This is a genomic window from Verrucomicrobiia bacterium, from assembly GCA_023953615.1.
Classification (GTDB): domain Bacteria; phylum Verrucomicrobiota; class Verrucomicrobiia; order Limisphaerales; family JADLHS01; genus JADLHS01.
Genome location: JAMLJH010000001.1, coordinates 1645820 through 1669450, shown reverse-complemented (window position 1 = coordinate 1669450; position 23631 = coordinate 1645820). Strand labels below are relative to the sequence as shown.

At 57.5% G+C, this 23631-nt stretch carries 20 protein-coding genes; 10 read left to right on the top strand and 10 right to left on the bottom strand.

Translation table 11 applies throughout. The annotated features are described in order from the left end of the window. Window positions 1-93 precede the first annotated feature (93 nt). The 4 genes from murJ to M9920_07015 all read right to left on the bottom strand — a co-directional run bounded on the left by murJ (window position 94) and on the right by M9920_07015 (window position 4031). Complete coding sequence (gene murJ / locus M9920_07030; protein MCO5052040.1) at window positions 94-1662, bottom strand: murein biosynthesis integral membrane protein MurJ; 1569 nt, start codon at window positions 1660-1662, stop codon at window positions 94-96. Window positions 1663-1766: 104 nt separating this feature from the next. After that, the gene (thiE, locus tag M9920_07025) at window positions 1767-2405 is read right to left on the bottom strand and encodes a thiamine phosphate synthase (GenBank protein MCO5052039.1); all 639 of its coding nucleotides are present in this window, start codon (window positions 2403-2405) and stop codon (window positions 1767-1769) included. An 86-nt stretch (window positions 2406-2491) separates the two neighbouring features. Beyond that, window positions 2492-3175: an SMC-Scp complex subunit ScpB gene (gene scpB / locus M9920_07020; GenBank protein ID MCO5052038.1), complete on the bottom strand. Its 684-nt coding sequence runs from the start codon at window positions 3173-3175 to the stop codon at window positions 2492-2494. 31 nt (window positions 3176-3206) lie between these two features. Continuing rightward, complete coding sequence (locus M9920_07015; protein ID MCO5052037.1) at window positions 3207-4031, bottom strand: segregation/condensation protein A; 825 nt, start codon at window positions 4029-4031, stop codon at window positions 3207-3209. A 682-nt stretch (window positions 4032-4713) separates the two neighbouring features. Here M9920_07015 and M9920_07010 point away from each other — a divergent pair. Further along, on the top strand, window positions 4714-6843 hold the full coding sequence (locus M9920_07010; protein MCO5052036.1) for a ferritin-like domain-containing protein: 2130 nt from the start codon (window positions 4714-4716) through the stop codon (window positions 6841-6843). Window positions 6844-6896: 53 nt separating this feature from the next. On the opposite strand, the gene dnaN is transcribed toward M9920_07010, so the two are convergent. Continuing rightward, window positions 6897-8006: a DNA polymerase III subunit beta gene (gene dnaN, locus M9920_07005; protein MCO5052035.1), complete on the bottom strand. Its 1110-nt coding sequence runs from the start codon at window positions 8004-8006 to the stop codon at window positions 6897-6899. A gap of 183 nt (window positions 8007-8189) precedes the next feature. Then, window positions 8190-9461 (bottom strand): cysteine desulfurase, encoded by a 1272-nt coding sequence (locus M9920_07000; GenBank protein ID MCO5052034.1) that lies wholly within the window; start codon window positions 9459-9461, stop codon window positions 8190-8192. Window positions 9462-9681: 220 nt separating this feature from the next. Between M9920_07000 and M9920_06995 the strand changes: the two genes are divergently transcribed. Further along, window positions 9682-10368 carry a UDP-N-acetylglucosamine diphosphorylase gene (locus tag M9920_06995; protein ID MCO5052033.1) on the top strand — a complete coding sequence of 229 codons (687 nt, stop codon included), beginning with the start codon at window positions 9682-9684 and terminating at the stop codon, window positions 10366-10368. A 38-nt stretch (window positions 10369-10406) separates the two neighbouring features. Here the strand turns inward: M9920_06995 and ubiA are convergent, their stop codons facing one another. The 3 genes from ubiA to M9920_06980 form a co-directional block, all read right to left on the bottom strand. Then, a complete protein-coding gene (ubiA, locus tag M9920_06990; GenBank protein MCO5052032.1) occupies window positions 10407-11303 on the bottom strand; it encodes a putative 4-hydroxybenzoate polyprenyltransferase in 897 nt (298 codons plus the stop codon). Between the two features lie 5 nt (window positions 11304-11308). Then, window positions 11309-11467, bottom strand: a complete 159-nt coding sequence (locus M9920_06985; protein ID MCO5052031.1) for a four helix bundle protein — start codon at window positions 11465-11467, stop codon at window positions 11309-11311. An 84-nt stretch (window positions 11468-11551) separates the two neighbouring features. Beyond that, window positions 11552-12109 carry a UbiX family flavin prenyltransferase gene (locus tag M9920_06980; GenBank protein ID MCO5052030.1) on the bottom strand — a complete coding sequence of 186 codons (558 nt, stop codon included), beginning with the start codon at window positions 12107-12109 and terminating at the stop codon, window positions 11552-11554. Window positions 12110-12215: 106 nt separating this feature from the next. Between M9920_06980 and M9920_06975 the strand changes: the two genes are divergently transcribed. From M9920_06975 to M9920_06950, 6 genes are all read left to right on the top strand, one after another. After that, the gene (locus M9920_06975) at window positions 12216-13340 is read left to right on the top strand and encodes an N-acetylmuramoyl-L-alanine amidase (GenBank protein ID MCO5052029.1); all 1125 of its coding nucleotides are present in this window, start codon (window positions 12216-12218) and stop codon (window positions 13338-13340) included. After that, window positions 13337-14302, top strand: a complete 966-nt coding sequence (locus M9920_06970; protein MCO5052028.1) for a GDP-mannose 4,6-dehydratase — start codon at window positions 13337-13339, stop codon at window positions 14300-14302. Before M9920_06975 ends, M9920_06970 begins: the two co-directional genes overlap by 4 nt. Before the next feature lie 151 nt (window positions 14303-14453). Further along, window positions 14454-15620: a hypothetical protein gene (locus tag M9920_06965; GenBank protein ID MCO5052027.1), complete on the top strand. Its 1167-nt coding sequence runs from the start codon at window positions 14454-14456 to the stop codon at window positions 15618-15620. Window positions 15621-15919: 299 nt separating this feature from the next. Further along, window positions 15920-16924: an NAD-dependent epimerase/dehydratase family protein gene (locus M9920_06960; protein ID MCO5052026.1), complete on the top strand. Its 1005-nt coding sequence runs from the start codon at window positions 15920-15922 to the stop codon at window positions 16922-16924. A 140-nt stretch (window positions 16925-17064) separates the two neighbouring features. Further along, window positions 17065-17427: a hypothetical protein gene (locus tag M9920_06955; GenBank protein ID MCO5052025.1), complete on the top strand. Its 363-nt coding sequence runs from the start codon at window positions 17065-17067 to the stop codon at window positions 17425-17427. Window positions 17428-17496: 69 nt separating this feature from the next. Then, window positions 17497-17991, top strand: a complete 495-nt coding sequence (locus tag M9920_06950) for a hypothetical protein (GenBank protein ID MCO5052024.1) — start codon at window positions 17497-17499, stop codon at window positions 17989-17991. Window positions 17992-18052: 61 nt separating this feature from the next. Here M9920_06950 and M9920_06945 read toward each other — a convergent pair whose 3' ends face one another. Beyond that, window positions 18053-18994, bottom strand: coding sequence for a MoxR family ATPase (locus tag M9920_06945; protein MCO5052023.1), 942 nt, complete (start codon window positions 18992-18994; stop codon window positions 18053-18055). Between the two features lie 151 nt (window positions 18995-19145). Here M9920_06945 and nagB point away from each other — a divergent pair, with 151 nt between their 5' ends. Beyond that, window positions 19146-19931: a glucosamine-6-phosphate deaminase gene (gene nagB / locus M9920_06940; GenBank protein ID MCO5052022.1), complete on the top strand. Its 786-nt coding sequence runs from the start codon at window positions 19146-19148 to the stop codon at window positions 19929-19931. Between the two features lie 212 nt (window positions 19932-20143). Next, window positions 20144-23572, top strand: a complete 3429-nt coding sequence (locus tag M9920_06935) for an N-6 DNA methylase (protein ID MCO5052021.1) — start codon at window positions 20144-20146, stop codon at window positions 23570-23572. Window positions 23573-23631 lie beyond the last annotated feature (59 nt).

Sequence of the window (23631 nt, the reverse complement as noted above, 5' to 3'; positions counted from 1 at the left end):
CGGTCGCAGCGCGAGACCACGAATAGCGGCCCCGGAAGATTCGATGCGCATCGGTTTTGCGAAGCGCTGCGGACGGAGACCGTCCGCGCTCCGTCACCGCTTGAACTTCCGCAGCAACAATTGCGTCACCTCACTCGCGGCGGGGACTTTGGCTGATAACGCCAACGCCCAATAGGCCGCGCCCGCCACGCCAATCGGCAGCAGCGCTCCTCCCAGACGCGGGACCAACGCCTGATGCCCAAACGCGGCGTCCCACCAGCGGAACACGCCATAAGCCAGCAGCCCAGAAATGACGGCCGCAGCAAACAAGATGCTGACATTGCGGTTGAGGCCGATCAAATCCAGGCGGGCCAATTTGCGGCGCAGGGCGTAAAGCAACAGCCCGGTGTTGATGACCGCGCTGCACGTATTGGCGACGGCCAATCCCGCCTCGCGAAACGGATGCACCAGCGCCACCGCAAAACTGAGATTCAACACCAGACAAAAGACACTGACTTTCATGGGCGTTTTGATGTCGTTCAGCGCAAAGAAGGCGCGCGCCAAAATGTTGTTCATCGAGAACAGGACCAGCCCGGGCGCAAAGCATTGCAGCGTCAGCGCCACCCGGCGCGTGGCGTCCGGCCCGAATTTCCCGTGCTCGAATAACAGCCGTACGATGGGTTCAGCGACCGCAAACGCGACCGCCGCCGCAATCAGATTGCTGAACGAGATGTAGTTCAAGCCTTGATTGAGCGTGGCGCGAAACTCGGGATATTTTTTGGCGGCAGCCAGGCCGGACAGGGTGGGCAATAAAAAGGTGGCCAGTGAAATGCCGAAGACGCCCTGCGGAAATTCCATCAGCCGCACGGCCACGTCAAACGTCGCGTTGATCGTTTTCGTGCCATCAACAAAGAAGACGTACGCCTGGGTCACCAGCACGTTGATTTGAAAAGCGGCGACGCCAATTGAACCGGGGATCATTTTTTTCACCACCTCGCGCACGGTGGGATCGCGCCACGGCGTCACCCAGCGAAACCGATAGCCTTCGTGATGCAGGCTCGGGAGTTGAAAGATCATCTGAACGAAACCAGCGATCAACACGCCAATGGCCAGTCCGAAAATACGCTGCTCCAGCGGCAGGTCCTTGAACTGCGGGAGGTACGTCACCAACACGCTGGCAATCATCACCGCGTTCAACATCACCGATCCCAGTGCGGGCACAAAAAAATGACCGCGCGCATTGGCCATGCCGATGAACACGGCCGCCAGACACACCAGCAACATGTACGGGAACATCAAGCGCAGCAGTTCCAGCATGAGCGTGGTTTCCGTGGAAAATTTGCCGACCCACAAAGCGCCCGAAAGCCCCAACACCACCAGCACGGAGATCACGCCGGCGGCGGCGAATAATCCGGAAACCACGGCGTTGGCGGCGCGCCACATTTCCGTATCGCCCTCCTGCACTTCCTTGTGTTTGAAGATGGGAATGAACGCCGCCGTCAAGGCGCCCTCGCCCAACAACCGGCGAAAGAGATTCGGAATCATGAACGCCAGTTTGAAGGCGCTGGCCACCGGCCCGGTTCCCATGAAGGACGCATAAACCACCTCCCGCACCAAGCCCAACACGCGACTGGTCATGGTCGCGGCGGCCATGGCGCCGGAGGATTTCAACATCTGCGACATTGCGGGCCGGAGTCTAAGGACGGACGGCTGTGGGCCAAAGAGGAAAGTGGGGAAGTTGACTGCGAGATAACAAGGTTGGGCGCGCCAGTCCGTGCGCGCCGTCATCAACCCAGCCGCTTCCGAAATTCCGCGCAGGCTTTGGTTATATCGGAGGCGTTGAGAATCGCGGAGACCACGCAGATGCGCGTTGCGCCCGCAGCGAGCACGGCGTCAAGCGTTCGCAGGTTGACCCCACCGATGGCGAACCAGGGGAGCGTCACGTTGGCCTTGGCCCAGCGAACGTATTCAAGCGTCACGGGCTGGGCCGTTGGTTTGGTGCCCGTGGCATAGATCGGTCCGATGGCGATATAATCCGCTCCGGCAGCGATGGCGCGCTTGGCCTGCGCCGGGGCGTGAGAGCTTAAGCCGATCTGGAGTTGAGCGCGGCGGGTATCGAGCTGCGAAACGTGAGTTAAACCGGCGTCAAAAAAATCCTCCTGCCCGAGATGACAGATTTCCGCGCCAACTTCGCGGGCGATGTCGAGATGGTCGTTGATGACGAGGCCGACTTTGGCGCGGCGCGTGAGGGGCAAAATTTTTTCGGCCATACGTCGGATTTCATCGGGCGGGGAAGTCTTGGCGCGCAGTTGAATCAAGTCCGCGCCGCCATCGCAAAGCTGCTGTGCCACGACTTCCGGGGCGCGACCATGCAGATAGGCCGTATCCACGAAGGCGTAGAGTTTACAATCAGCGAGCGGTTTCATCTTGGTTTCGTGGGCGCTGATGGGATCCGGCGCTCATCGAAGTGCAACAACTGGTTTGAGGCAATTCACATCGGCAGCTACAAAAATTATTGGGGCGCTTCTTCGGTTGGCGCGGGGTCGGCGGGCGTTTCCTCCAATTTCAATTCTTCAGGAGCAACCGTGGCCAAACCGGGGTCAGCCGTTAACGGAGCATCCGGTTTTTCAATCGGAATCCGTCGTAGCTCATCGGCGGCGGGCAAATCTTCGAGACCCTTGAGGCCGAGATATTCGAGAAAGCCGGACGTGGTGCGGTACAACGCCGGGCGTCCGATGACTTCCGCGCGACCACTTTGTTCCACCAAACCGCGTTCGAGCAGGGTTTGCATGGTGCCGTCCACGCTGACGCCGCGAATCTGCTCGATATCGGCGCGGGTCATCGGCTGGCGATAGGCAACGATGGCGAGGGTTTCCAGCGCGGCGGGTGAAAGACGCGGCGGGCGGGCCTTCACGCCGACGAGCGCCTTGAGCCACGGCGCGAATTCCGGTTGCGTCACGAATTGCCACGCGCCCGCCACGCACACGAGCCGGTAACTGCGCGCAGCGGTTTCGTGTTCCTGCGCGAGCGCTTCGAGCGCGGCGATGAGGTCGGCTTCCTTGGTTTTCTTGAGGGCTTTGACCGTGGCATCGGCGGCTTCCTCGGCGGCTTTGACCAACACCTCGCGGAGTTCCGCGGGGGTCAGCGGCTTTTGCGCGGAGAATAAAATGGCTTCGATAATGAACTTCAGCTCCATGCGATTCGATTTACGATTTTGGATTCACGATTTACGAGGTGGCCGCCGCGGAGTCGGACCGCGGTTCAGTTGGCGCGCTCGTGGCCTTTTCTCCGGTCGCCGGGGCAGCTTCACTTTCGGCGGACGCGGACGACCCGCGTTTTTTGATTTCAATCTCGCCAAAATCCTCGGGCTGCACGCAGACGAGCTGTTTGAGGCGGATGAGTTCAAGCAACGCGAGGAACGTGCAGACGACTTCGCCGCGGCTGGTGGCGTCCGAGAACAATTCAGAAAAATGCACCACTGGCCGCAGCGCCATTAAATTGACGATTTGTTCGATCTTCTCACTAACGGACCATTTATCCTCGTAGATTTCGCGCGGATTATCCCGCTGCTCAAATCGCTTGAGAACCGTGTTCACCGCGTTGAGCAGGTGAAAAATTGAGACCTCGGATTTCAGCGGCAGGGGTTCCGACTCAAAAACCGGCGTGATGGGCAAGCGGGGATAAACTTCGGCTTGCCGGGCTTCCAGCTCCTGGAGTTTGGCGGCCGCGTCCTTGAATTTTTTATATTCCACCAACTGCCGGATCAGCTCCCAACGCGGGTCTTCGCCCTCGTCTTCCTCCTCGATCTGCGTTTGTTGGTCCACCGGCAACAGCTCACGGCTTTTGATATACATGAGCGTTGAGGCCATCACGAGGAATTCGCCAGCGATCTCGAGATCGAATTCGCGCATGATCTCGATGTATTCGATGAATTGAGTCGCGAGCTTGGTGAGGTTGACGGAATAAATGTCCACCTCCTCCTTCTTGATCAAATAAAGGAGTAGGTCCAGCGGCCCTTCAAAGACCTCAAATTGAACTTTGTATTCCGACATGCTGTCGACGGATGACTTCGAACCGGCAGGCGGGATTGTAAGTTCTGCGGACGGCTTGGCAATGATTGAACGAGCGGTCGGCAACTACAGAATTGGGAAAGCGGCAGGCTGGTGAAATGACCGCGTCACTTTGCGAAGTGATCGGTCTGAAGGAAAAAAACCTCGCGTGTTTTGGAAGTGGCGGGCGAAAGCGCCGCGATGTAGATATAAAAAAACCGGGCCAAACGATCAGGGGGTGACCGAGAGGCCCGGGGAATTTTCGAATGGTGCTACAGTAGGTATCCGGAGACATCCGAAATTCGCATGCACCGAGCGAATTACGGAAATTCTAAAATTATCTTCAAAGAGCGAAGCAGTCGCACTCGCGGTGTCCTGCTTAGTGCCCTAAGTAAAACACAACTCCCCTACCGTGTCAAACATTCTGCAAAAAAATGAGTGACCATTTAGAACATAAGAAGTTTAACTTCTTTAAGTAGTAGATATCGCATTAAAAATCTGCATGGTAGAATAAATTTATATCGTTAAAATTTATTGAAATAATTGGCTTCTTTTTCAAGACTAAGAACCTAGTCATCACGCCCGAACGGATTCTTATTTTGGATTTTTTTCTCAATGATCATAACTTTCAACGGAATAACAGCTCTGGCTCGCTTCTCAGGAAGATGTTGTCAACCATTGCTGCATGGAGCTTAGAGAATTTGCTGAACGGGTTTTGTTCTCCCAATCGCTGGAAGAAAAGCTCCGACCACCGGAGCCGATTACGGATGAACGACCTGGAACGGCCATTAAAACACCAGCGTCTCCGGGACGTCCGCGTGATTTAATTTTTAAGCCTACGGGCACCGCCCGACGGGAATTTCCCGGAGCGCACCAGCTTGAAGCCTCGGTCGAGCGGGGTCGGTTACTCCACTTCTTTGGCAACCACGAATTATTGGCCACCGAGTTGATGGCGCTCGTGTTGTTGAAATTTCCGGACGCTCCCGCCGCCTTTCGCCGCGGTGTGCTTAAAACGCTCCAGGACGAACAAGAACACACCCGGCTTTACCTGGAACGGATGCGCGCCAACGGCATCGAATTCGGCGCGCTGCCGGTTAGTGGTTATTTCTGGCGCGCCATCTCGGGTATGGAAAGCCCGATGGATTACGTCGCCGGATTGAGTCTGACCTTTGAGCAGGCCAATCTTGATTTTGCGCGCCACTTTTCCGCGTGCTTTGCGGAAATCGGTGACGGCGATTCCGCTGGTCTGTTGCAAAAAATCTATCACGATGAAATTGGCCATGTGGCTTACGGGCTGAAGTGGTTTCGGCGCTGGAAAAATCCGCAGGACAGCGATTGGGCGGCGTTTTGCCGACAGTTGAAATTCCCGCTCTCACCAGCGCGCGCCAAGGGTTTCTCGGTCAATGTTCAAGGACGCAAAGCGGCCGGACTTTCGGAAGATTTCATCAAAAACCTCAATGTTTACACTCAATCGAAAGGTCGCACCCCCACGGTTTTTCTTTTCAATCCGCTCGTTGAAGCGCGATTGGCAGGAGGAAAAAATTTTTCCCCCAACCAGCATCAGCTTCACCTGCAGCGCGATTTAACGGCACTGCCCATGTTTCTGTGTCGGCAGGATGACATTGTGCTGGTGGAACGCATCCCTTCGGTTTTGTTCCTGAGTCAAATGAAGCAGGCCCATTTTATTCTACCGGAGTTTGTTGACACCATCGCCGCTCTCGCCGAACGCAAGCTCGGCGGGTTGCGTCCTTGGGGCTGGGGACCGGATAGCGTGGAACGATTCCACCCGCTATTTTCCAATCTCACCATACCGAACCCATCCATACCATCCCGTTTCAACGCAGCTCGGACTGGGTTGTTCAGCAAAGCTTGGAGCGCTGATTTTCTGCGTCGCTTTTTGCGTTCACTACAACTTACGAAAAAAGATCGTCACGCCCGCTTTACCGCAGCCGGCGACATTTTTTGTCCAGAGACCGTGGTTGGAATAATGGCGGATTCTCCCGAAAAAGCTGAGGCGATCATTCGCTCATTCCGCTGCCGCGGGCATCAGAAATTAGTTGTTAAAGAAACCTGCGGTGCCGCGGGCAGTCAGGCGTTGCGCTTGTTCGAGCCGGACCTGCTCGACTCGCAAAAACGCTGGTTGCAAAACACCTTTGCGGAAGGACGCGCGGTGATCATTGAACCCTGGCTGACCCGGGTTCTGGATTTTTCGGTGCAACTGGAAATGACTGCCACAGATCTGAAACTCTGCGGCTTCACCGGTCTGCTCAATGACGCTCGTGGTCAGTTTCAGGCGAACTGGGCCGAACCCCATTTCAGAAAAACTTTTCCCAGCCCGATCCTCACCACACTTAACGTCACGCCGCAGGTTGGCGATGCCATCAAACAACTTTACGGTGAACTGTTGGCGCAGCTCGCGAGTGAGTTGAAGCAACTCGGATTTCAAGGCCCCATCGGCATTGATGGTTTGATCTACCACGATGATTCCGGATCGCCAAAACTCAAACCGGTCGTTGAAATTAATCCGCGCTACACAATGGGCCGCGTGCTGGTGGAGCTGATGAATTACGTCCATCCAGGTAGTTTTGGTCGGTTGAAATTATTGAACAACCGCGCGCTGCCTAAACTGGGTTGCGCGAGTTTCAGCGCGTATGTGGCCCAACAACAAAACCTATTTCCGCTGGAATTCCAGGGCGCGCCGCGACCGCGAATTCGGCGCGGTTTTGTGCCCTTGAATGATCCGCTGCAAGCGGAAGAATTTCTGGCCGTCTTTCAAGTTTGGGGTGATAAAAATTCTTTTGCTCAGCGTAAATAGAAAACGCGAAGCGATCATTGCCACTTCGCGTTTGCCTGCAAATCTCGATTCGATCAACTCAGCCGCATAGGCATCACGACATACAAAAAGGGTCCGTTGATTTTGATCACCCCCGGACTCAGCTCATCCACCAGCTCGATAAACACTTCCTCGTTGGCTAGGGCATTGAGCGAATCAATCATGTACTTTGGATTGAAAGCAATCGCGATCTCCCCGCCTTTGTAATTGATGGCCAAACTTTCGCGCGCTTCACCCACTTCCGGGCTGTTCGCGGTAATTGCCAGATTGTTTGTGCCAAACGTCAATTTGACTGAATTGGCCTTGTCACTGGTCATGATTTCCGCGCGCTTCAAGGCGTGCAGCAATTCCTCCCGCGGCAAACTGATGCGCTCCTTGGCCTCAGTCGGAATCACCTGCCGGTAGTTGGGATAATTTCCTTCGATCAATTTTGAGATCATTACCACTGCCGACCCTTTTTCATCCGTGAGACTGAACTCGGCTTGATTGTCCGTATATTTGATGGTGACCTCGCCTTTGTCCTGGAGCAGCCGATTAAGCTCATTCACAGCTTTGGCGGGAATGATAAATTCTCCCTGACTTTTCTCGGAAAAATCCACTTCCTCATCCGTAAGCGCAAGCCGCCGACCGTCCGTGGCCACGATCGTCATCTTGTGCTCTTTCAGGCTGATAAAAATTCCATTCAGAACGTAGCGCGCTTCATCCGTGGACATGGCAAAGGATGTCTTTTTCAACATCCCTTTCAAAATTTCCTGAGCCAGACTTACGCTTTTATCCTCGGTGAAATTCTTCAGCGGAGGAAACTCCTCGGCGGGCAAGCCGTGAATTTTGTAGAAGGACGAACCGCAATTCACGCTGGTGACATTCTTTTCATCCACGGAAAGCTCGATCTCGCTGCCGTTCAATTCACGGGCAATGCTGAAGAGCTTCTTCACCGGCACTGTCGTCGCGCCAGCTTTTGTCACACTACCTTCGACGCAACAGGAAATGGTGACATCCAGATCCGTGGCGATGAACTTCACTTTTTTGCCGTCGGCTTGAATCAATACGTTCGAGAGAACCGGTAACGTGGTGCGCGAACTCACGACGTTTTGCACCGCCTGCAAACCGTTCAACAATTGCTCCTTGGTGATGGTCAGATTCATGCGAGCCTATTTATAGATTATCTTCTTCTCAAAAAATTATTATTATTAAAGCCGGTGAACAACACCAACAAGCCTCAAACCGCGCGTAAATAAACGGTCATTTTCCAAAATGAAAACGGAAATAAAATCCGGACGCCAGATTAAAAAACACGAGTTATTCAAGTTGTTCACAAAAGCCACTGCTCATTCACGGGTTGTTCTGAATTTATTCGGCACTTTTGCCCGACGCAAAACTTCCGGCAGTTTCGCGATCACCGTTTCCACTTCGGCGGCGGTGGATTCGCGACCCAGAGAAAATCGGACGAGGGAATTGGCCAGCTTTTTCTCCCAACCCAGCGCCGCGACCACGTGAGACGGCTCCAACGAACCAGCGGAGCAGGCTGAGCCACTGCTGGCGCAAATACCTTCCAGGTCCAAACCCGCCATCAAGGCAATGTTGTCCGTGCCCGGCACCACGAAGGCCACAGTATTTGCCAGGCGCGATTCACGCGAGCCGATAAATTGCAGACCAGGAATGTCATTCGCCGCCGTAATGAGCCGTTCCGTGAGCGGTGCCATCCGAGTTCGATCGAAGACGGGTTGTGGAACGAACCGTTCCAGCGCTTCAACCAACCCGGCGATGGCGGGGAGATTTTCCGTGCCACCGCGCCGTTCATTTTCCTGACTGCCCCCGAAGTGAATGAGGTCAGGGTGTAACGGCGAACGGATGTAAAGCAGTCCCGCGCCTTTTGGTCCGTGGAATTTATGCGCGCAAATGGAAACCAAATCCGCGTTGAATTGCTCAATCGTCGCGACCGGCTCCTTACCGAACCATTGCGCGGCGTCGGTATGAAAAATAACGCGGTGCTGACGGCAAATCGCTCCCAGTTCGGCTACTGGCTGAATGGTGCCAATTTCGTTGTTGGCCGCCATAATCGAAACCAAGGTGGTATCTGGTCGCAGAGCCTGTTCTAGCGCTTCCGGCGCGACCCGGCCAGTGGTATCCACCGGCAGACGGGTGACTTCAAAATGTTCTTTTGCTTCGAGATAGTCGAAACAGCGTAACCCGGCATGGTGTTCGATGGCGGAAGTAATCAAGTGCTTTCCCTTGTCAGCCAACAATCGTGCTGTGCCGAAGATTGCCAGGTTGTTGGATTCCGTTCCGCCACTCGTAAAAATAATCTCGCTGGGTTTGGCCTTCAGCAGCTTGGCCGCGCGATCGCGTAAATCGTCCAAGGCCGCCCGGGCTGTTTGGCCAATTTGATGCACACTCGATGGATTACCCCAAATCTGGTCGAGATAGGGCAACATCGCGGTGCGCACCGCCGGATCGAGGGGCGTGGTGGCGTTGTAATCGAAGTAAATCGTGCGCGACATGGTCAGCAAGTAACCGGAGCGAATGTGTCTTTCATCAAACGCGCCCAGCATAGCGGGAAACAGTCCCGACTCCAATGCCCGAATGGTAGCGGCAGGCATCCCTGCCTGCCGTAGAGCCGGGCTTCCAGCCCGGCGGAAAGAACCGCTCGCAGAATCAAGCGTGTGGAAAAATTCCAAGCATCCTACACCAGCCGCCGTTTTATCCAGGCGGCAGAGATGCCTGCCGCCACAACGAGGGCGGGATGGAGGCGGTCAATTGGCACCGATTTGCCGCTGATGGAGCTTGGAATTTGGAACTTACAAAACTACGTTTGGGCGCATGTTCAAACCCGCTGATTTGTTTGATTTGAGCCAGACCGAACACGCGAGACTCTTCGCGGATGGCGCTTATGCCTGGGAAGCGTTGAAGCAAATTCACGCCTACCTGGAGACGCAACTCAACAACCAGAAGGCCGCTTCCACCTTAACCGGCCGGTGGCTGAGCGACTCCGTGTTCATCGGCGTCGGCACCGTGATTGAGGCGGGCGCAGTCATTAAAGGCCCGGCGATCATCGGAAAAAATTGTCAAATTCGTCATAACGCTTACGTGCGGGAAAATGTGATTGTTGGCGACGATTGCATGGTGGGGAACTCGTGCGAATTGAAGAACGTTTTGCTGTTCAACGGCTGTCAGGTGCCGCACTTCAACTACGTCGGAGATTCCATCCTCGGCGCGAAAGCGCACCTCGGCGCGGGCGTCATCGCTTCCAACCTGCGCTCCTTTCCCGGGAACGTCACCGTGGAGCTGAACGGCATTCCGTTCGACACCGGCTTGCGGAAATTTGGCGCGCTGATTGGCGATCGGGCGGAGATCGGTTGCAACAGCGTGTTGAATCCCGGCAGCATTATTGGCCGCGGCGCGCTGATTTATCCGGGCGTGAACTGGCGCGGTTTTTTACCCGCCAACAACATCGCGAAGAACAAGGCCGTCATTGAAGTCGCCGTGCGCCGTCCGCGTTCGGAATAGTTTTTTAGCCTGTCGCAACGGCGGATGCCGCGTGGAGTCTAACGCAGTCGGAAGCCGCCGTGGAACATCACTTCAGCGGCGACCACGACGAAAAAGACGGTGCTGATGACGGCGTTGAGCCGGAAAAAAGCCACATTGATCCAGTTCAAACTGCGGCGGCGCGCAATCCAATGCTCCAGCACCAGGCAGCCGACGATGATGATCCAGCCGATGAGATAGGCGATCCGAAAACGACAGAGCATCCCAAACGCAAACAGCAGCCCGCACATCACCATGTGCGCCAGGAACGCACTCGACAACGCATTCTTCGGTCCCCACGCCACTACAAGCGAGTGCAGCCCGACGGATTTATCGAACTCGTAATCTTGCAGCGCGTAGATGATGTCGAATCCAAACAGCCACAGCACCACCGCACTGGATAAGACCAGCATCTGGATGATTTCGAGCGGACGAATTTCCATCCCGCGCACCGCCAGCCAAGCGCCCACCGGCGCCAACGCCAGCGCCAGACCCAGAAAAACGTGCGTGTAATCCGTGAAGCGCTTGGTCAGGGAATAAAAACAAATGACCGCCAGCGCCACTGGCGACAACCAAAAACAGAGCGGATTCAAGAAGTAACTCGCCACCACCAGTCCCGCTCCGGCCAGGACACAAAACACCATCGCACCCCCGAGGGAAACTTTACCGGCCGGCAGGTGGCGGTTGGCGGTGCGCGGATTCTGCGCGTCAAATTTGCGGTCCACGATGCGATTGAACGCCATCGCGCAGGTGCGCGCACAAACCATCGCCGCCAGGATCAATCCAAAAACTCTCCAGCCTGGCCAGCCGTTGTGAGCGCGCGCCGCCACGCACATGGCCGCCAGCGCGAACGGCAGCGCGAAGACAGTGTGCGAGAACCGCACAAAACCGCCCCATTTGGAAATTACGGAAAACATTGAACCTAAAATGTTGAACATCGAACTTTGAACAAATGCGCTTCACCGTGGTTCCCGTAGGGAGAAGTTCCAGAGCGCAAGATTTGTTCCGCCAAATGATTTCCCGCCCGGCTATTGGGTAGTTTTTCTGAAACGTCTATGATCGCTGAGGCAAAATCCAGCAACCGATCCTCCAGATCATATTTGCGCGGAACGGACTGTTGTTCAGAGTTCAAGGTTCAAAGTTCGACGTTCAAGGTTTTGGCTGATCATTCCTGTTCTTCCGCCCAACGCGGTGCGAGTTGATTCGCAATGCCCAGGTGATCCAACACGCGGCTGACCACCGTATCCACCAGGGCGGTGACGGTGGCGGCGCCGGAATAAAAACTGGGGTTGGCCGGAATCAACGTCGCTCCTGCCAACAGCAGTAATTCATAATTTTTTACGTGGATCAGGCTGAGCGGCGTTTCGCGCGGCACGAGGATGAGTTTTTTCTTTTCCTTCAACATCACGTCCGCCGCGCGCAACAAAACATCGCTGCTGTGACCGTGCGCAATGCGTCCCAGCGTGCCCATCGTGCAGGGAATCACCACCATGACGTCGGCGGGATTGGACCCGCTGACGAAAGGCACGTTCATGCTTTTGACGCCATGCACCTTGACGCCCGCCGGCACGTGCAAACCGCCCGGCAATTCCACGCCGATCACCTGCGGCGCGTAATGGCTCAGCACCACGCGAATCTCGTGTTGTGTAGGATCAAGATGATCCAACAACCGCTGCGCGTATAGCGTGCCGCTGGCTCCGGTGATGGCGACGAGAATTTTCAAGTTTCGAATCGTTGCGCGGAGTATGAACACTAAACCCGGCGCGAACAAGTTTGCGTCCACTGGCAAAACTCCTTGAGTTGCTCCCGCGCCTCCGCAAAATGGCCGCGTGTCGAAAGTGCGGATTATCGGGGTGAGCGCCCTCGTGTTATTGGTGGGTTGCGCCGCGCCCACCATGCGTTCCTGGAAGAAAGCGCCGCTGCCACCGGATTGGGATTCGGAGCCTGGCGCTTTCTCTGAACCGGTGCCCGCGCCGCCCGCGTCCGTGAACGCCTGGAACCCCCATCCGTCCGTCCCGGCGTCAACCCCCGCACCAATGCCCCCGACGGTTCAGTCGCCGGGAGTGGTCACGTCGGCAACAGGAATGATCTCCCTCAACCAATGGGCCGCGCAGCACCAGTTCGGCGCGGTAAAATTACTCCCACTGACGCCTCCCGCGTATGCCGTGCAAACCCCGTCGGGCACGTTCACCGTGCGCCCGAACAGTTTGAGCGCGTATTGGGGGACGGTGGAAGTGCGCCTGGGCTTTGCGCCCGAGTTGAACGGCAACCAAATCCTGTTGCACGCACTGGATGTGAAGAAGATTTTGGAGCCGCTCGCCAACGGTAATTCCAGCATCGCCCCCGCCAATCGCCTGGTGGTTTTGGATCCGGGTCACGGCGGCACCCACACCGGCACGCGCAACGTCGCCACCGGACGCTATGAAAAAGATTACACGTTGGATTGGGCGCTGCGCCTCGCGCCGTTGCTCCAACAAAACGGGTGGCGGGTTTTGCTGACGCGAACCAACGACGTCACGCTTTCCCTGGCCGATCGCATCGCGTTTGCCGATGCGCAACAGGCGGACTTGTTCTTAAGTTTGCATTTTAACTCGACGGGCAGCGGCAACAACCTGCCGGCCGGCCTGGAAACTTATTACCTGCCGCCCGTCGGGATGCCTTCCTCCATTACGCGCGGTTACGCGGACGACCTGAACGCCAGTTTCCCGAACAACGCTTACGACACGGAAAATTTTAACTACGCGTTGCGCCTACATACGGCGCTGTTGGAAGTCAACGGTCGCAAGGATCGGGGCGTGCGCCGTGCGCGCTTTCTGAATGTGCTTTCCGGCCAGCATCGTCCCGCCGTCCTGGTCGAGGGCGGCTATCTTTCCAATCCGGCGGAAGCCCGCCAGATTGCTGATCCCGCGTATCGGCAACAACTCGCGCGGGCCGTGGCCAAGGCGCTCGAATGACCGAGGGCCAACAGATTCTGGTCACGGGCGGCGCGGGCTTTATCGGTTCGCACCTGGTCGAACGATTGCTGCGCGAAGGACAGCGCGTGGTGGTGATTGACGACCTTTCCACCGGCAACCGGGAAAACCTGGCGAGCGTGGCCACGCATCCCAACTTGCGGCTGATCATCGCCAAAATTTCCACCTGCGCGGAACTGCCCGAATTGGTGGCTCAGTCCGCGGCGATTTATCATCTCGCGGCGGCAGTCGGTGTGGATTTGGTCATCAAAGAGCCGATTCACGTCCTCGCCACCAATCAACACGAAACCGAAGTGTTGCTGGCTCAGGCGGCGAAGAATCCCGTGCCCACGCTCGTGGCTTCCACCTCCGAAGTGTATGGCAAAAGCGAGAAAGCGGTATTTCGCGAGGACGACGATTTGCTCATCGGTCCGCCGCACCATTCGCGCTGGGGCTACGCCTGTTCGAAGTTGATGGATGAATTTCTGGCGCTGGCCTATGCGCGTCAATACCGCCTGCCCGTTGTCATCGCACGCCTGTTCAACACCGTCGGTCCGCGTCAGACCGGGCGCTTCGGCATGGTATTGCCGCGCTTTATCGCAGCCACGCGACAAAATAAGCCGCTCAAAGTTTTTGGGGATGGTCGCCAAACGCGTTGCTTCTGTTACGTGCTGGATACGGTGGAAGCGTTGATTCGCCTGCTCCATACGCCGGCAGCGTACGGACAGATTTTCAACGTCGGCGGCACGGAAGAAGTGACCATCCACGAGCTGGCCCAAAAGGTCATTGACACGCTCCATTCAACGTCGGCGATTGAACTCGTTCCCTACGAACAAGCGTATGCGCCGGGCTTTGAAGACATGCGGCGACGCAAGCCCTCCGTGGATAAACTGGCCCAAACCATCGGCTTCCGACCGCAAACGTCGTTACAGGAAATCATCCAACGCACCGTCGCCAGCGATTAACGCGGTTCCGGTAAACACCGATAATCGGCCAGGTTTTGAGGCAATGAGTTTTTCAAAGACAACCAAGCGCTTGAGTACCGCTTGCTCCATTTTGCGCGGCCAGCGCGTACATCGTAGCGGAAAGCGATGGATGTGCCTGAGCGCAATCTGCGTGACGCTATTTTTCGCCGGAGCCAGTCCGGCAGCTTCGCCGCCAACTGGAAATCCGGCCCCCACGCTGCCGCAGTGGACGAATGCGCCGTGGACCGATCCGAACTTCTTTCCCATCGCGGTTTGGCTGCAAGCTCCTGCCAACGCTCGACGCTATCGCGCCGCCGGCATCAACACCTATATCGGTTTGTGGCAGGGACCGACCGAAGCCCAACTGACCGCTTTGCGACAGGCCGGCATGTATATCATCTGCGAGCAGAACGAAGTCGCCCGCCGCCATCTGAGCGACACCAATATCCTTGCCTGGATGCACGGTGACGAACCGGACAACGCGCAACCTCGCAGCGATGGACCGGGCTGGGGACCGCCCATTCCACCGGCGCAGATTGAGGCGGATTATCAGCGTCTGCGCGCGACCGATCCCACCCGTCCGGTCATGCTCAATCTCGGGCAGGGCGTGGCGTGGGACGGCTGGCCCGGACGCGGCGTACGCAGTAATCATCCCGAGGATTATCCCGAATACCTTAAAGGCTGCGACGTGGTCTCGTTTGATATCTATCCTGCCGTCCATAATAACCCCGCCGTGGCGGGCAACCTCTGGTTCGTGGCGCGCGGAGTGCAACGCTTGATACAGTGGAGCGAAGGGCGGCAGTCGGTCTGGAATTGCATCGAATGTACACACATCGGCAATCCGGATCGCAAAGCCACTCCGCAGGAAGTGCGCGCGGAGGTTTGGATGTCGCTGATTCACGGCTCGCGCGGATTGATCTACTTCGTGCATCAATTCCAACCCACGTTTGTCGAGGCCGCACTGCTGGCTGATCCCGAAATGCTCAGCGCCATTACTGCCATCAATCGGCAGATTCACGAACTCGCCCTGGTTTTGAACCATCCCACGGTGACGAACGTGGTAAAGGTGACCTCGTCCAATCCCGACGTGCCGATCGCGACCCAGGTCAAACAACCTGAAGGCGCGACGTATCTGTTCGCCGTCGGCATGCGCTCCGGGCAAACCGAAGCGACCTTTCAACTTAATGAAATCTCCGGAGCAACCACCGTGGAAGTCATTGGTGAAAACCGGAATTTGCCCGTTAAGAACGGTCGCTTCACCGATCATTTCAACCCTTGGGACGTGCATCTGTATCGGTTGAGCCGCAGGCCTCAGTAGAAAGAGAGACAAGGGAATGATTGGCAAAGGAATGGGGGAGCATCGCCGTCCTCGGCGGTAGTCGTTCGCGTCTCGCGGACGACATCCGGTTCTAAAGTTAAGAGCCACCGAGGCACCTCGACTCGATTCGGTCGGAACTGCGGCGGGACGCCGCCGCCACATTATTAGCCGGACACACGCTCATGGCGGCGGCTTCGTTATATCGGGAGGGACGACTTTCACGCCTTCGCCCGGTCGCGGCAAAGCACGCGCATTGCGGCGTCGCTTTGGCGACGGAGCTTTGGCAACTTGACCGCGTTATGAAATGTTTCATCACCGGGGCATCAGGCTTTGTCGGCGGCAATCTGGTGCATGAGCTGGTGGCGCGCGGGCATCAGGTGCGGGCGCTGTTGCGCCCCGGCAGCGATCAGCGCGGGCTGGCGGGCGCCGCGTTCGAGATCGTGACGGGCGACCTCGGGGATCGGGCGTTGCTGACACAAGCGATGCGCGACTGTGATTGGTGCTTTCATGTGGCCGCGAGCTATCACCTCTGGTTGCGCGATTACGCGCCGATGTATGCGGCCAACGTGACCGGCACGCGCAATGTGCTGGAGGCCGCCGGGGAAGCGGGTTGTTCCCGCATCGTGTACACCAGCACCGTGGGTTGCATCGGGTTGCCGCGAATTCAGGAGGGTAAAATTGTGCCCACGGATGAAGCCACGCCCGTCAGCGCGGCGCAGATGAGCAATCATTACAAACGTTCCAAGTGGCAGGCGGAAGTGGTGGCGCGCGACTTGGCGGCCCAGGGTCTGCCGGTGGTCATTGTCAATCCGAGTGCGCCCATCGGGCCGCGCGACGTCAAACCAACCCCCACCGGCCAGGTGATCGTGGATTTTCTCAATCACGCCATGCCCGCGTTTCTCGATACGGGGTTGAACTGGGTGCATGTCCGCGACGTGGCGGTGGGGCACATTCTGGCGGCGGAGAAGGGACGGATCGGAGAGCGTTACATCCTCGGCCATGCCGACGGCAATTGGACCATGCGCGAAGCGTTCGCGGTGCTGGAAGCAATTTCCGGTGTGCCCGCGCCGCGCGCACGCATTCCGTATGCGCTCGCGTTGGGCGCGGCTTACGTGGCTGAAGCGGTTTCGGCTCTCACCGGCAAACCACCCAAAGCGCCGCTAGGCGGCGTGCGCATGGCCAAATACAAAATGTTTTTCAATCCGGCCAAAGCCATCCGCGAGCTGGGGCTGCCGCAAACACCACCGCGTCAGGCGCTCGCCGATGCGGTCGCCTGGTTTCGCGCGCAAGGGCTGGCAAAATAATCCGACCGTCCGCTCGCGCCAGCGGCCACCGCCGATTGAAGGCTCAGCCTTGAGGCAAGACAGTTTGACTGAACTGTTTAATTAGACACACTGTCTTTGCGGAACTATGCTGAATCCGCTGGAAAAAGAAGATTATGAAAATGAATTCATCTAAATGGTTGGGAGTGGCTTTGGCCCTGGCCACCTGCGGCAGTCTCGGGGGATTGATTTCCACCGCGCAAGCTGCCGACGAAACCATCAAGGGCGAAATTGTGGACTTGATGTGCTACATAGACCACGGCGCGAAGGGTGCGAAGCACACCGACTGCGCGCAAAGCTGCATCAAAGGCGGCGGACCGGTGGGCCTCCTGACCGCCGACAACCAGTTATATCTGGTGATTGGCGAACACAAACCTATCAACGACAAGCTCGCGCCGCTCGCTGCCAAAACCGTCACCCTCAAGGGCAAGGTGGTGGAGCGTAACGGCATGAAAATGATCGAAAACGTCGAAATCCAAAAGTGATCCAACCTTGAACTGACGTCACCGACGTTTCTAAAGCGTCGGTGACGTTTGCTTTCCGTGAACGAATTTTTGAAAACTCTGCAGCAGCCGGAATACGTGCATGTGCTGCTCAATCATCTGCCCATCATCGGATTGTTTGTGGCGCTGTTCGGCTTGACCCTCGCGCTATTTTTCAAATCCCGCGCGCCCCTGTTTTTGATGCTGGTGCTCGTCGGTCTGATGGCCCTGTCCGTGGTGCCGGTCAAACGCTCCGGCGACCGTGGCGCGGATCGCGTCATGGCCATGTCCGATGACGATGGCCAGGCCTATTTGCGGTATCACGAACAGTTGGCGAATCGCTGGTTGTTCACCTACTTGTTGACGGCCCTGGCAGCGGCGGCGGCCATGGGGATCGGCTGGAAACGACCGAAGTATTTTCGGATTGCGGCCGGGGTGGTGTTGCTGTTCGGGCTGGCGAGTCTTTTCGCCGGCGCGGTCATCGCCGATAACGGGGGAAAAATCCGGCATCGCGAATTTCGCAATGGCCCGGCACCGGTCATCAGCGCTGCGGCGGAAAACAATTGAGTCGCTGCGGACGGCGCCGCGTGAGTGGCGCGGGTGAAGCGACCCGGCTCAGCCGCTCGGTTCACGCCGGCACTTTGATTTTCTTGACGATCTCCGCCACCACGCCGCGCGCGGTTAATCCTGAAAAGCGCGCCTGCGGTTGCATCACCAGCCGATGGGCGATTACCGGACCGGCCAGTTCTTGAATCTGTTCGGGCGTCACAAAATCCTGGCCGTCAAACAAGGCGAGCGCTTGCGCCGCTTTCATCAACGCCAGCGAGGCGCGCGGGCTGGCGCCCAATTGCACGCCGTTGGCCGTGCGGGTTGCACCCACCAAATCCACCACGTAACGCTTCAATTCCTCACTGAACCGGATGGCTTGCGCGGCGCGTTTGACCATGAGCAAATCCGCTAACGTGGCGCAACTGGTGAGCGCTTCCAGCGGATGCCCGGTGGCTTGAGCGGTGAGCACGGCCACTTCGTCCGCGGGCGGCACGTAACCGAGCGTGAACTGCATGGCGAACCGGTCCATCTGCGCTTCGGGCAACGGATAGGTGCCGCGAAACTCCACCGGATTTTGCGTGGCAATTACGAAAAATACCTCGGCCAGATGGCGGCGCTCGCCATCCACGCTGACCTGGTTTTCGCCCATGGCCTCGAGCAGGGCGGATTGCGTCCGGGGCGAAGCGCGGTTGATTTCGTCCGCCAGCAAAATGTTGGTGAAGATGGGGCCTTCGTGAAAATGAAAATGCTGGTCGCGCTGACTGAAAATCGAGACGCCCAAAATATCGGAAGGCAACAAGTCCGGCGTGAATTGGACGCGCTTGAACCGGGCGTCCACCGAACGCGCCAGCGCCTTGGCCAATGTGGTTTTCCCCGTGCCGGGAAAGTCCTCCAGCAAAACGTGACCGCCACTGGCCAGCGCGGCCAGGAGTTGGCGCGTGGCGGCGGATTGCCCCTGCATCACCCGGCCGATGTTGGCGGCCAAGCGTTGCAGAATTTCGTGCGCGGAAGCGGTGCTCATCGAAATCTCCCGGCCGCTTCCCGAGCCTCGGGCCTGGCCGCCGCACCGTCCTGCCGACTCCAATTCCAATTCATGGCGCGCACCTTACCGCGAGTCCGGCTGGCTCGCAATTCTTAGTGCCTCAGACGCGCAAATTTACTACGCTCGACGGATGGAATTGATTATCCAACGCGACCCGGACGCCGCCGCCCTGCTGGTGGCCAAGATTGCCGCCAATGAGATTCGCGCCAATCCGCGCGCGGTGCTTGGGCTGGCCACGGGCAGCACCATGGAAGCGGTTTACCGGCACCTGGTGCGCCTGCACCAGACGACCAAGTTAAGCTTTGCCAAGGTGCGCACGTTCAATCTGGACGAATACGTTGGCCTGGCGCCCGAAGATAAAAATTCATACCGGCATTTCATGAACGAACGCCTGTTCCATCCGGTGAACATCAAGTTGGAGAACACACATCTGCCCGATGGTTGCGCCGCCGACCTGGACGCCGAATGTCGCGATTACGAAAAGAGCATCGAGAAGGCGGGCGGCATTGATCTGCAACTGCTGGGCATCGGCAAGTCGGGCCACATTGGTTTCAACGAGCCGCTTTCGGCGCTGCGCTCGCGCACCCGGGTGAAGGCGCTGGCGCCCGCGACAATCAAGCAGAACGCGCCATTCTTCGGCGATGAAGCGCGCGTGCCGCGTCGCGCCATAACCATGGGCGTGGGCACGATTCTCGATGCGCGCCGCTGCTTGTTGCTCGCCACCGGGGAAGCCAAGGCGGACATTATTGCAAAAGCCGTGGAAGGCCCCATCACCAGCATGGTCACGGCCAGCGCGCTGCAATTGCATCCGCGCGCCACGGTAATTGTGGACGAAGCCGCCGCCGCCAAGTTGAAGGAGCGCGAATACTACCGCTGGATTTTCGCCAACGAACCCGAGTGGGAAGAATATCGGTGAAATTATCGGCGTGCCGGTAAAGTGCCGGCGACCCCCAACCATCCGTCGTTTGAACCGCCACAATTTTTGCTCCAAATGGGGCAAAAATTTGCCACCCGCGTTCTCCAATCGAGACCAGCGCGCCGCGTTGTTGGTCCGGGGCAAAACTCACCGCATAACCCCGCGCTTGCGGTTTGCTTTCAGTTTCCGCTTCCGCTTAACTGCGTGCGGTCATGCACCCGCTGGAAGCTTATCTCACTGAAATCGCCTCGTTGCGCGGGGCGACCCGGGAGACTTCCGGCTACCCGGCGTTGGCCAATCTGCTCAACGCCATCGGTCACACACTCAAACCGAAGGTCAGGTGCATCATCCATCCCAAGAACAGCGGCGCGGGCATCCCCGACGGCGGCCTGTTTACGCCCGACCAGTTGAAACAATACGATGAGGCGGACACTTTCGGCGAACTTCTGCCCGCGCGCGGCGCGATAGAAGTCAAACCCGCCGGCGACGATCTCGCCGCCATTGCCACGACGCAACAGGTCAAAGATTACGTCGCGCACTACGGGCAGGTGTTGCTGACCAATTATCGCGATTTTCTTCTGCTCAAACGCGCGCCCGGCGGTAGAATCCAACCGCTCGAAAGTTTTCAGCTTGCGGCAAATGAAACGGAATTCTGGTTCGCCGCCGCGCACCCGCGCAAAACCGCCGCCGCCCTGGGTGAACGCCTGTCCGAATACCTCAAGCGCGTGATGCTGCACAACGCGCCGCTGAACAATCCCAAGGATGTCGCGTTCTTCCTCGCCTCGTACGCGCGCGACGCCCGGGGGCGCGTGGAAGCGGCCAAGGATTTGCCCGCGCTGGCTGCCGTCCGCACGGCGCTTGAAGAAGCCCTCGGCATGAAGTTCGAGGCGGACAAGGGCGAGCACTTCTTCCGCTCCACGCTCGTCCAAACGCTGTTCTACGGCGTGTTCTCCGCGTGGGTGCTGTGGCACAAGGAAAATCCTGCGCGCAAAAACGACTTCGACTGGAAATCCGCCGCGTGGACGCTCCACGTCCCGATGATCAAGGCGCTGTTCGAGCAGGTCGCCACGCCCACCAAACTCGGCCCGCTCGGACTCGTGGAAGTGTTGGATTGGACCGCCGCCGCGCTCAACCGTGTGGATCGTCCGGAATTTTTTAAGCAATTCGCCGAAACCCACGCCGTCCAGTATTTCTACGAACCGTTCCTCGAAGCGTTCGACCCCGAACTCCGCAAGCAACTCGGCGTCTGGTACACGCCGCCGGAGATTGTGCAATACCAGGTCGCTCGCGTGGACACCGTGTTGCGCACGGAACTGGACATCGCCGACGGCCTGGCCGACCCGCGCGTGTTCGTGCTCGACCCCTGCTGCGGCACCGGCGCGTATCTCGTCGAAGTGCTGCGGAAGATTGCGCAAACCCTCAAAGAAGAAAAAGGCGAGGATGCGCTCGCGTATGCTGAAGTTAAAGAGGCTGCGCAGAAACGAATCTTCGGCTTTGAACTGCTGCCCGCGCCGTTTGTTGTGGCGCATTTGCAATTGGGTCTGCTGCTTCAAAGTCTCGCCGTGCCGTTGGATGACGTAAAGGAACGCGCCGCGATTTATCTAACGAACGCGCTCACCGGATGGGAACCGCCTTCGGAGGAAGCCAAGAAACAACTCACCTTTGCCATCCCCGAATTCCAACAGGAAAAAGAAGCGGCGGATGCCATCAAGCAGGAGAAGCGGATCATCGTCATTCTCGGCAATCCGCCTTACAACGGTTTTGCCGGACTGGCGGTGGAAGAAGAGCGGGACCTGACCAACGCTTACCGCACCACGAAGCGAGCGCCCGCGCCTCAAGGCCAGGGATTGAACGATCTCTACGTCCGTTTTTTCCGCATGGCCGAGCGCCGCATCGTGGAAATGTCTGGCGAAGGTATTGTCAGCTTCATCTCGAATTACTCGTGGCTGGATGGTTTGTCGTTCACCGGGATGCGCGAAAAGTATCTGGAGGTTTTCGATTCCATCACGGTGGACTGCTTGAACGGCGACAAATACAAGACCGGCAAACTCACGCCGGAGGGCAAGCCCGACCCCAGCGTGTTCTCAACGGAATCCAACCGCGAAGGCATTCAGGTCGGCACGGCGATTGCCACGCTGGTTCGTAGCCGCCGACTTGAGTCGGTTCATTCATCTTCAAAGACGAGAAAAAGTAAGAGCCGATTCCCGTCGGCTGCCGTCGGAGAAATTCACTTCCGCCATCTGTGGGGCAAAGCGAAGCGGGCGGAGTTATTGGAAACACTCGCCAAACCGCCGAAGCAAATTTACCAACGCCTCAAGCCGCCGCTGGCAATGGGGCTGCCGTTCCTGCCCGCCAAGACCGAAGCCGGTTATTTCAGATGGCCGTTGCTGCCGGATTTGTTTCCCGTCTCATTCCCGGGCGTAAAAACCAGTCGCGACGATTTTCTGGTGGATGTGGAAAAAGACAAACTGGTTGCGCGGCTGGAAAAGTATTTTGATCCGAAGGTCAGCCACGAGGAAATGCGGCGGCAATTCCCGGGGGCGATGGAAAACTCGGCGCGTTTCCGGGCGGAATGGGTTCGGGACGAATTGCGTCAGCGCGGCTTTCTGAAAAAGAACATCGTGCGTTATTGCTACCGTCCGTTTGACGTTCGCTGGCTTTATTGGGAACCTGAAACCAAGTTGCTCGACGAAAAGCGAACCGATTACTTTCTACAGGTTTTCGAGGGGAATGTTTGGCTTGTTACGCAACAGAAACCGCGTCGGGAGTGGACTGAGCCTCAATTCATCCGTGCAATCGGATGCATTGACATTATGGACCGGAGCGCAAGTTGCTTTCCACTTTGGCTGAAGCCCAACCCCGATCCATCTTCGCTTTTTGACCGCTTGGATGATGGCAAACCCAAAGCCAACTTGTCTGATGCTGCGAAGGAATTTCTTGTATCACTGCGGTTGGGCAACAAATCGGAGGAGCTTTTTTATCACACACTGGCAGTGCTTCATTCGCCGGATTATCGGGAGGAAAACAGCGGGGCCTTGCGGCAGGATTGGCCACGCGTGCCGTTGCCTGCGTCACATGAGCAATTGCTGGTATCTGCGAAGCTAGGACGACAAATTGCGGCGTTACTGGATATCGAGGCAGCTGTGAACGGCGTGACCGCTGCAACGGTGAGACCCGAGTTAGTGAAGATTGCCGTGGTGACAAGACTCACAAACGACAAGTTGAATCTCTCCCTCACCGCCAGTTGGGGACACGCGGGCAAGGGCGGCGTGACGATGCCCGGCAAAGGCAAACTGGAAACGCGCGGTTACACGGCGGAAGAGGCGGAAGCTTTGGAGTGCGGGGACAAGTCACCGCACTCCATACTCGGCTCGTCCACCCACGACATTTTTCTCAATGACACCACCTGCTGGCGCAACGTGCCGGAAAAGGTCTGGAACTACACCATCGGCGGTTATCAGGTCATCAAAAAGTGGTTGAGCTATCGTGAGCACGAGTTGCTGGGCCGCGCCCTCACGCCGGACGAGGCGCGGGAGGTCACGCATACCGCCCGCCGCATCGCCGCGCTGATTTTGCTCCAGCCGGAACTGGACGCCAATTACCAGCGCGTCAAAGCCGCCACCTACGATTGGAAAGCATGAATCCATTCGCCGCCAAAGAACTCAGGGAACGCAAAGACTTTTGCCCCTTTGCGCGCTTT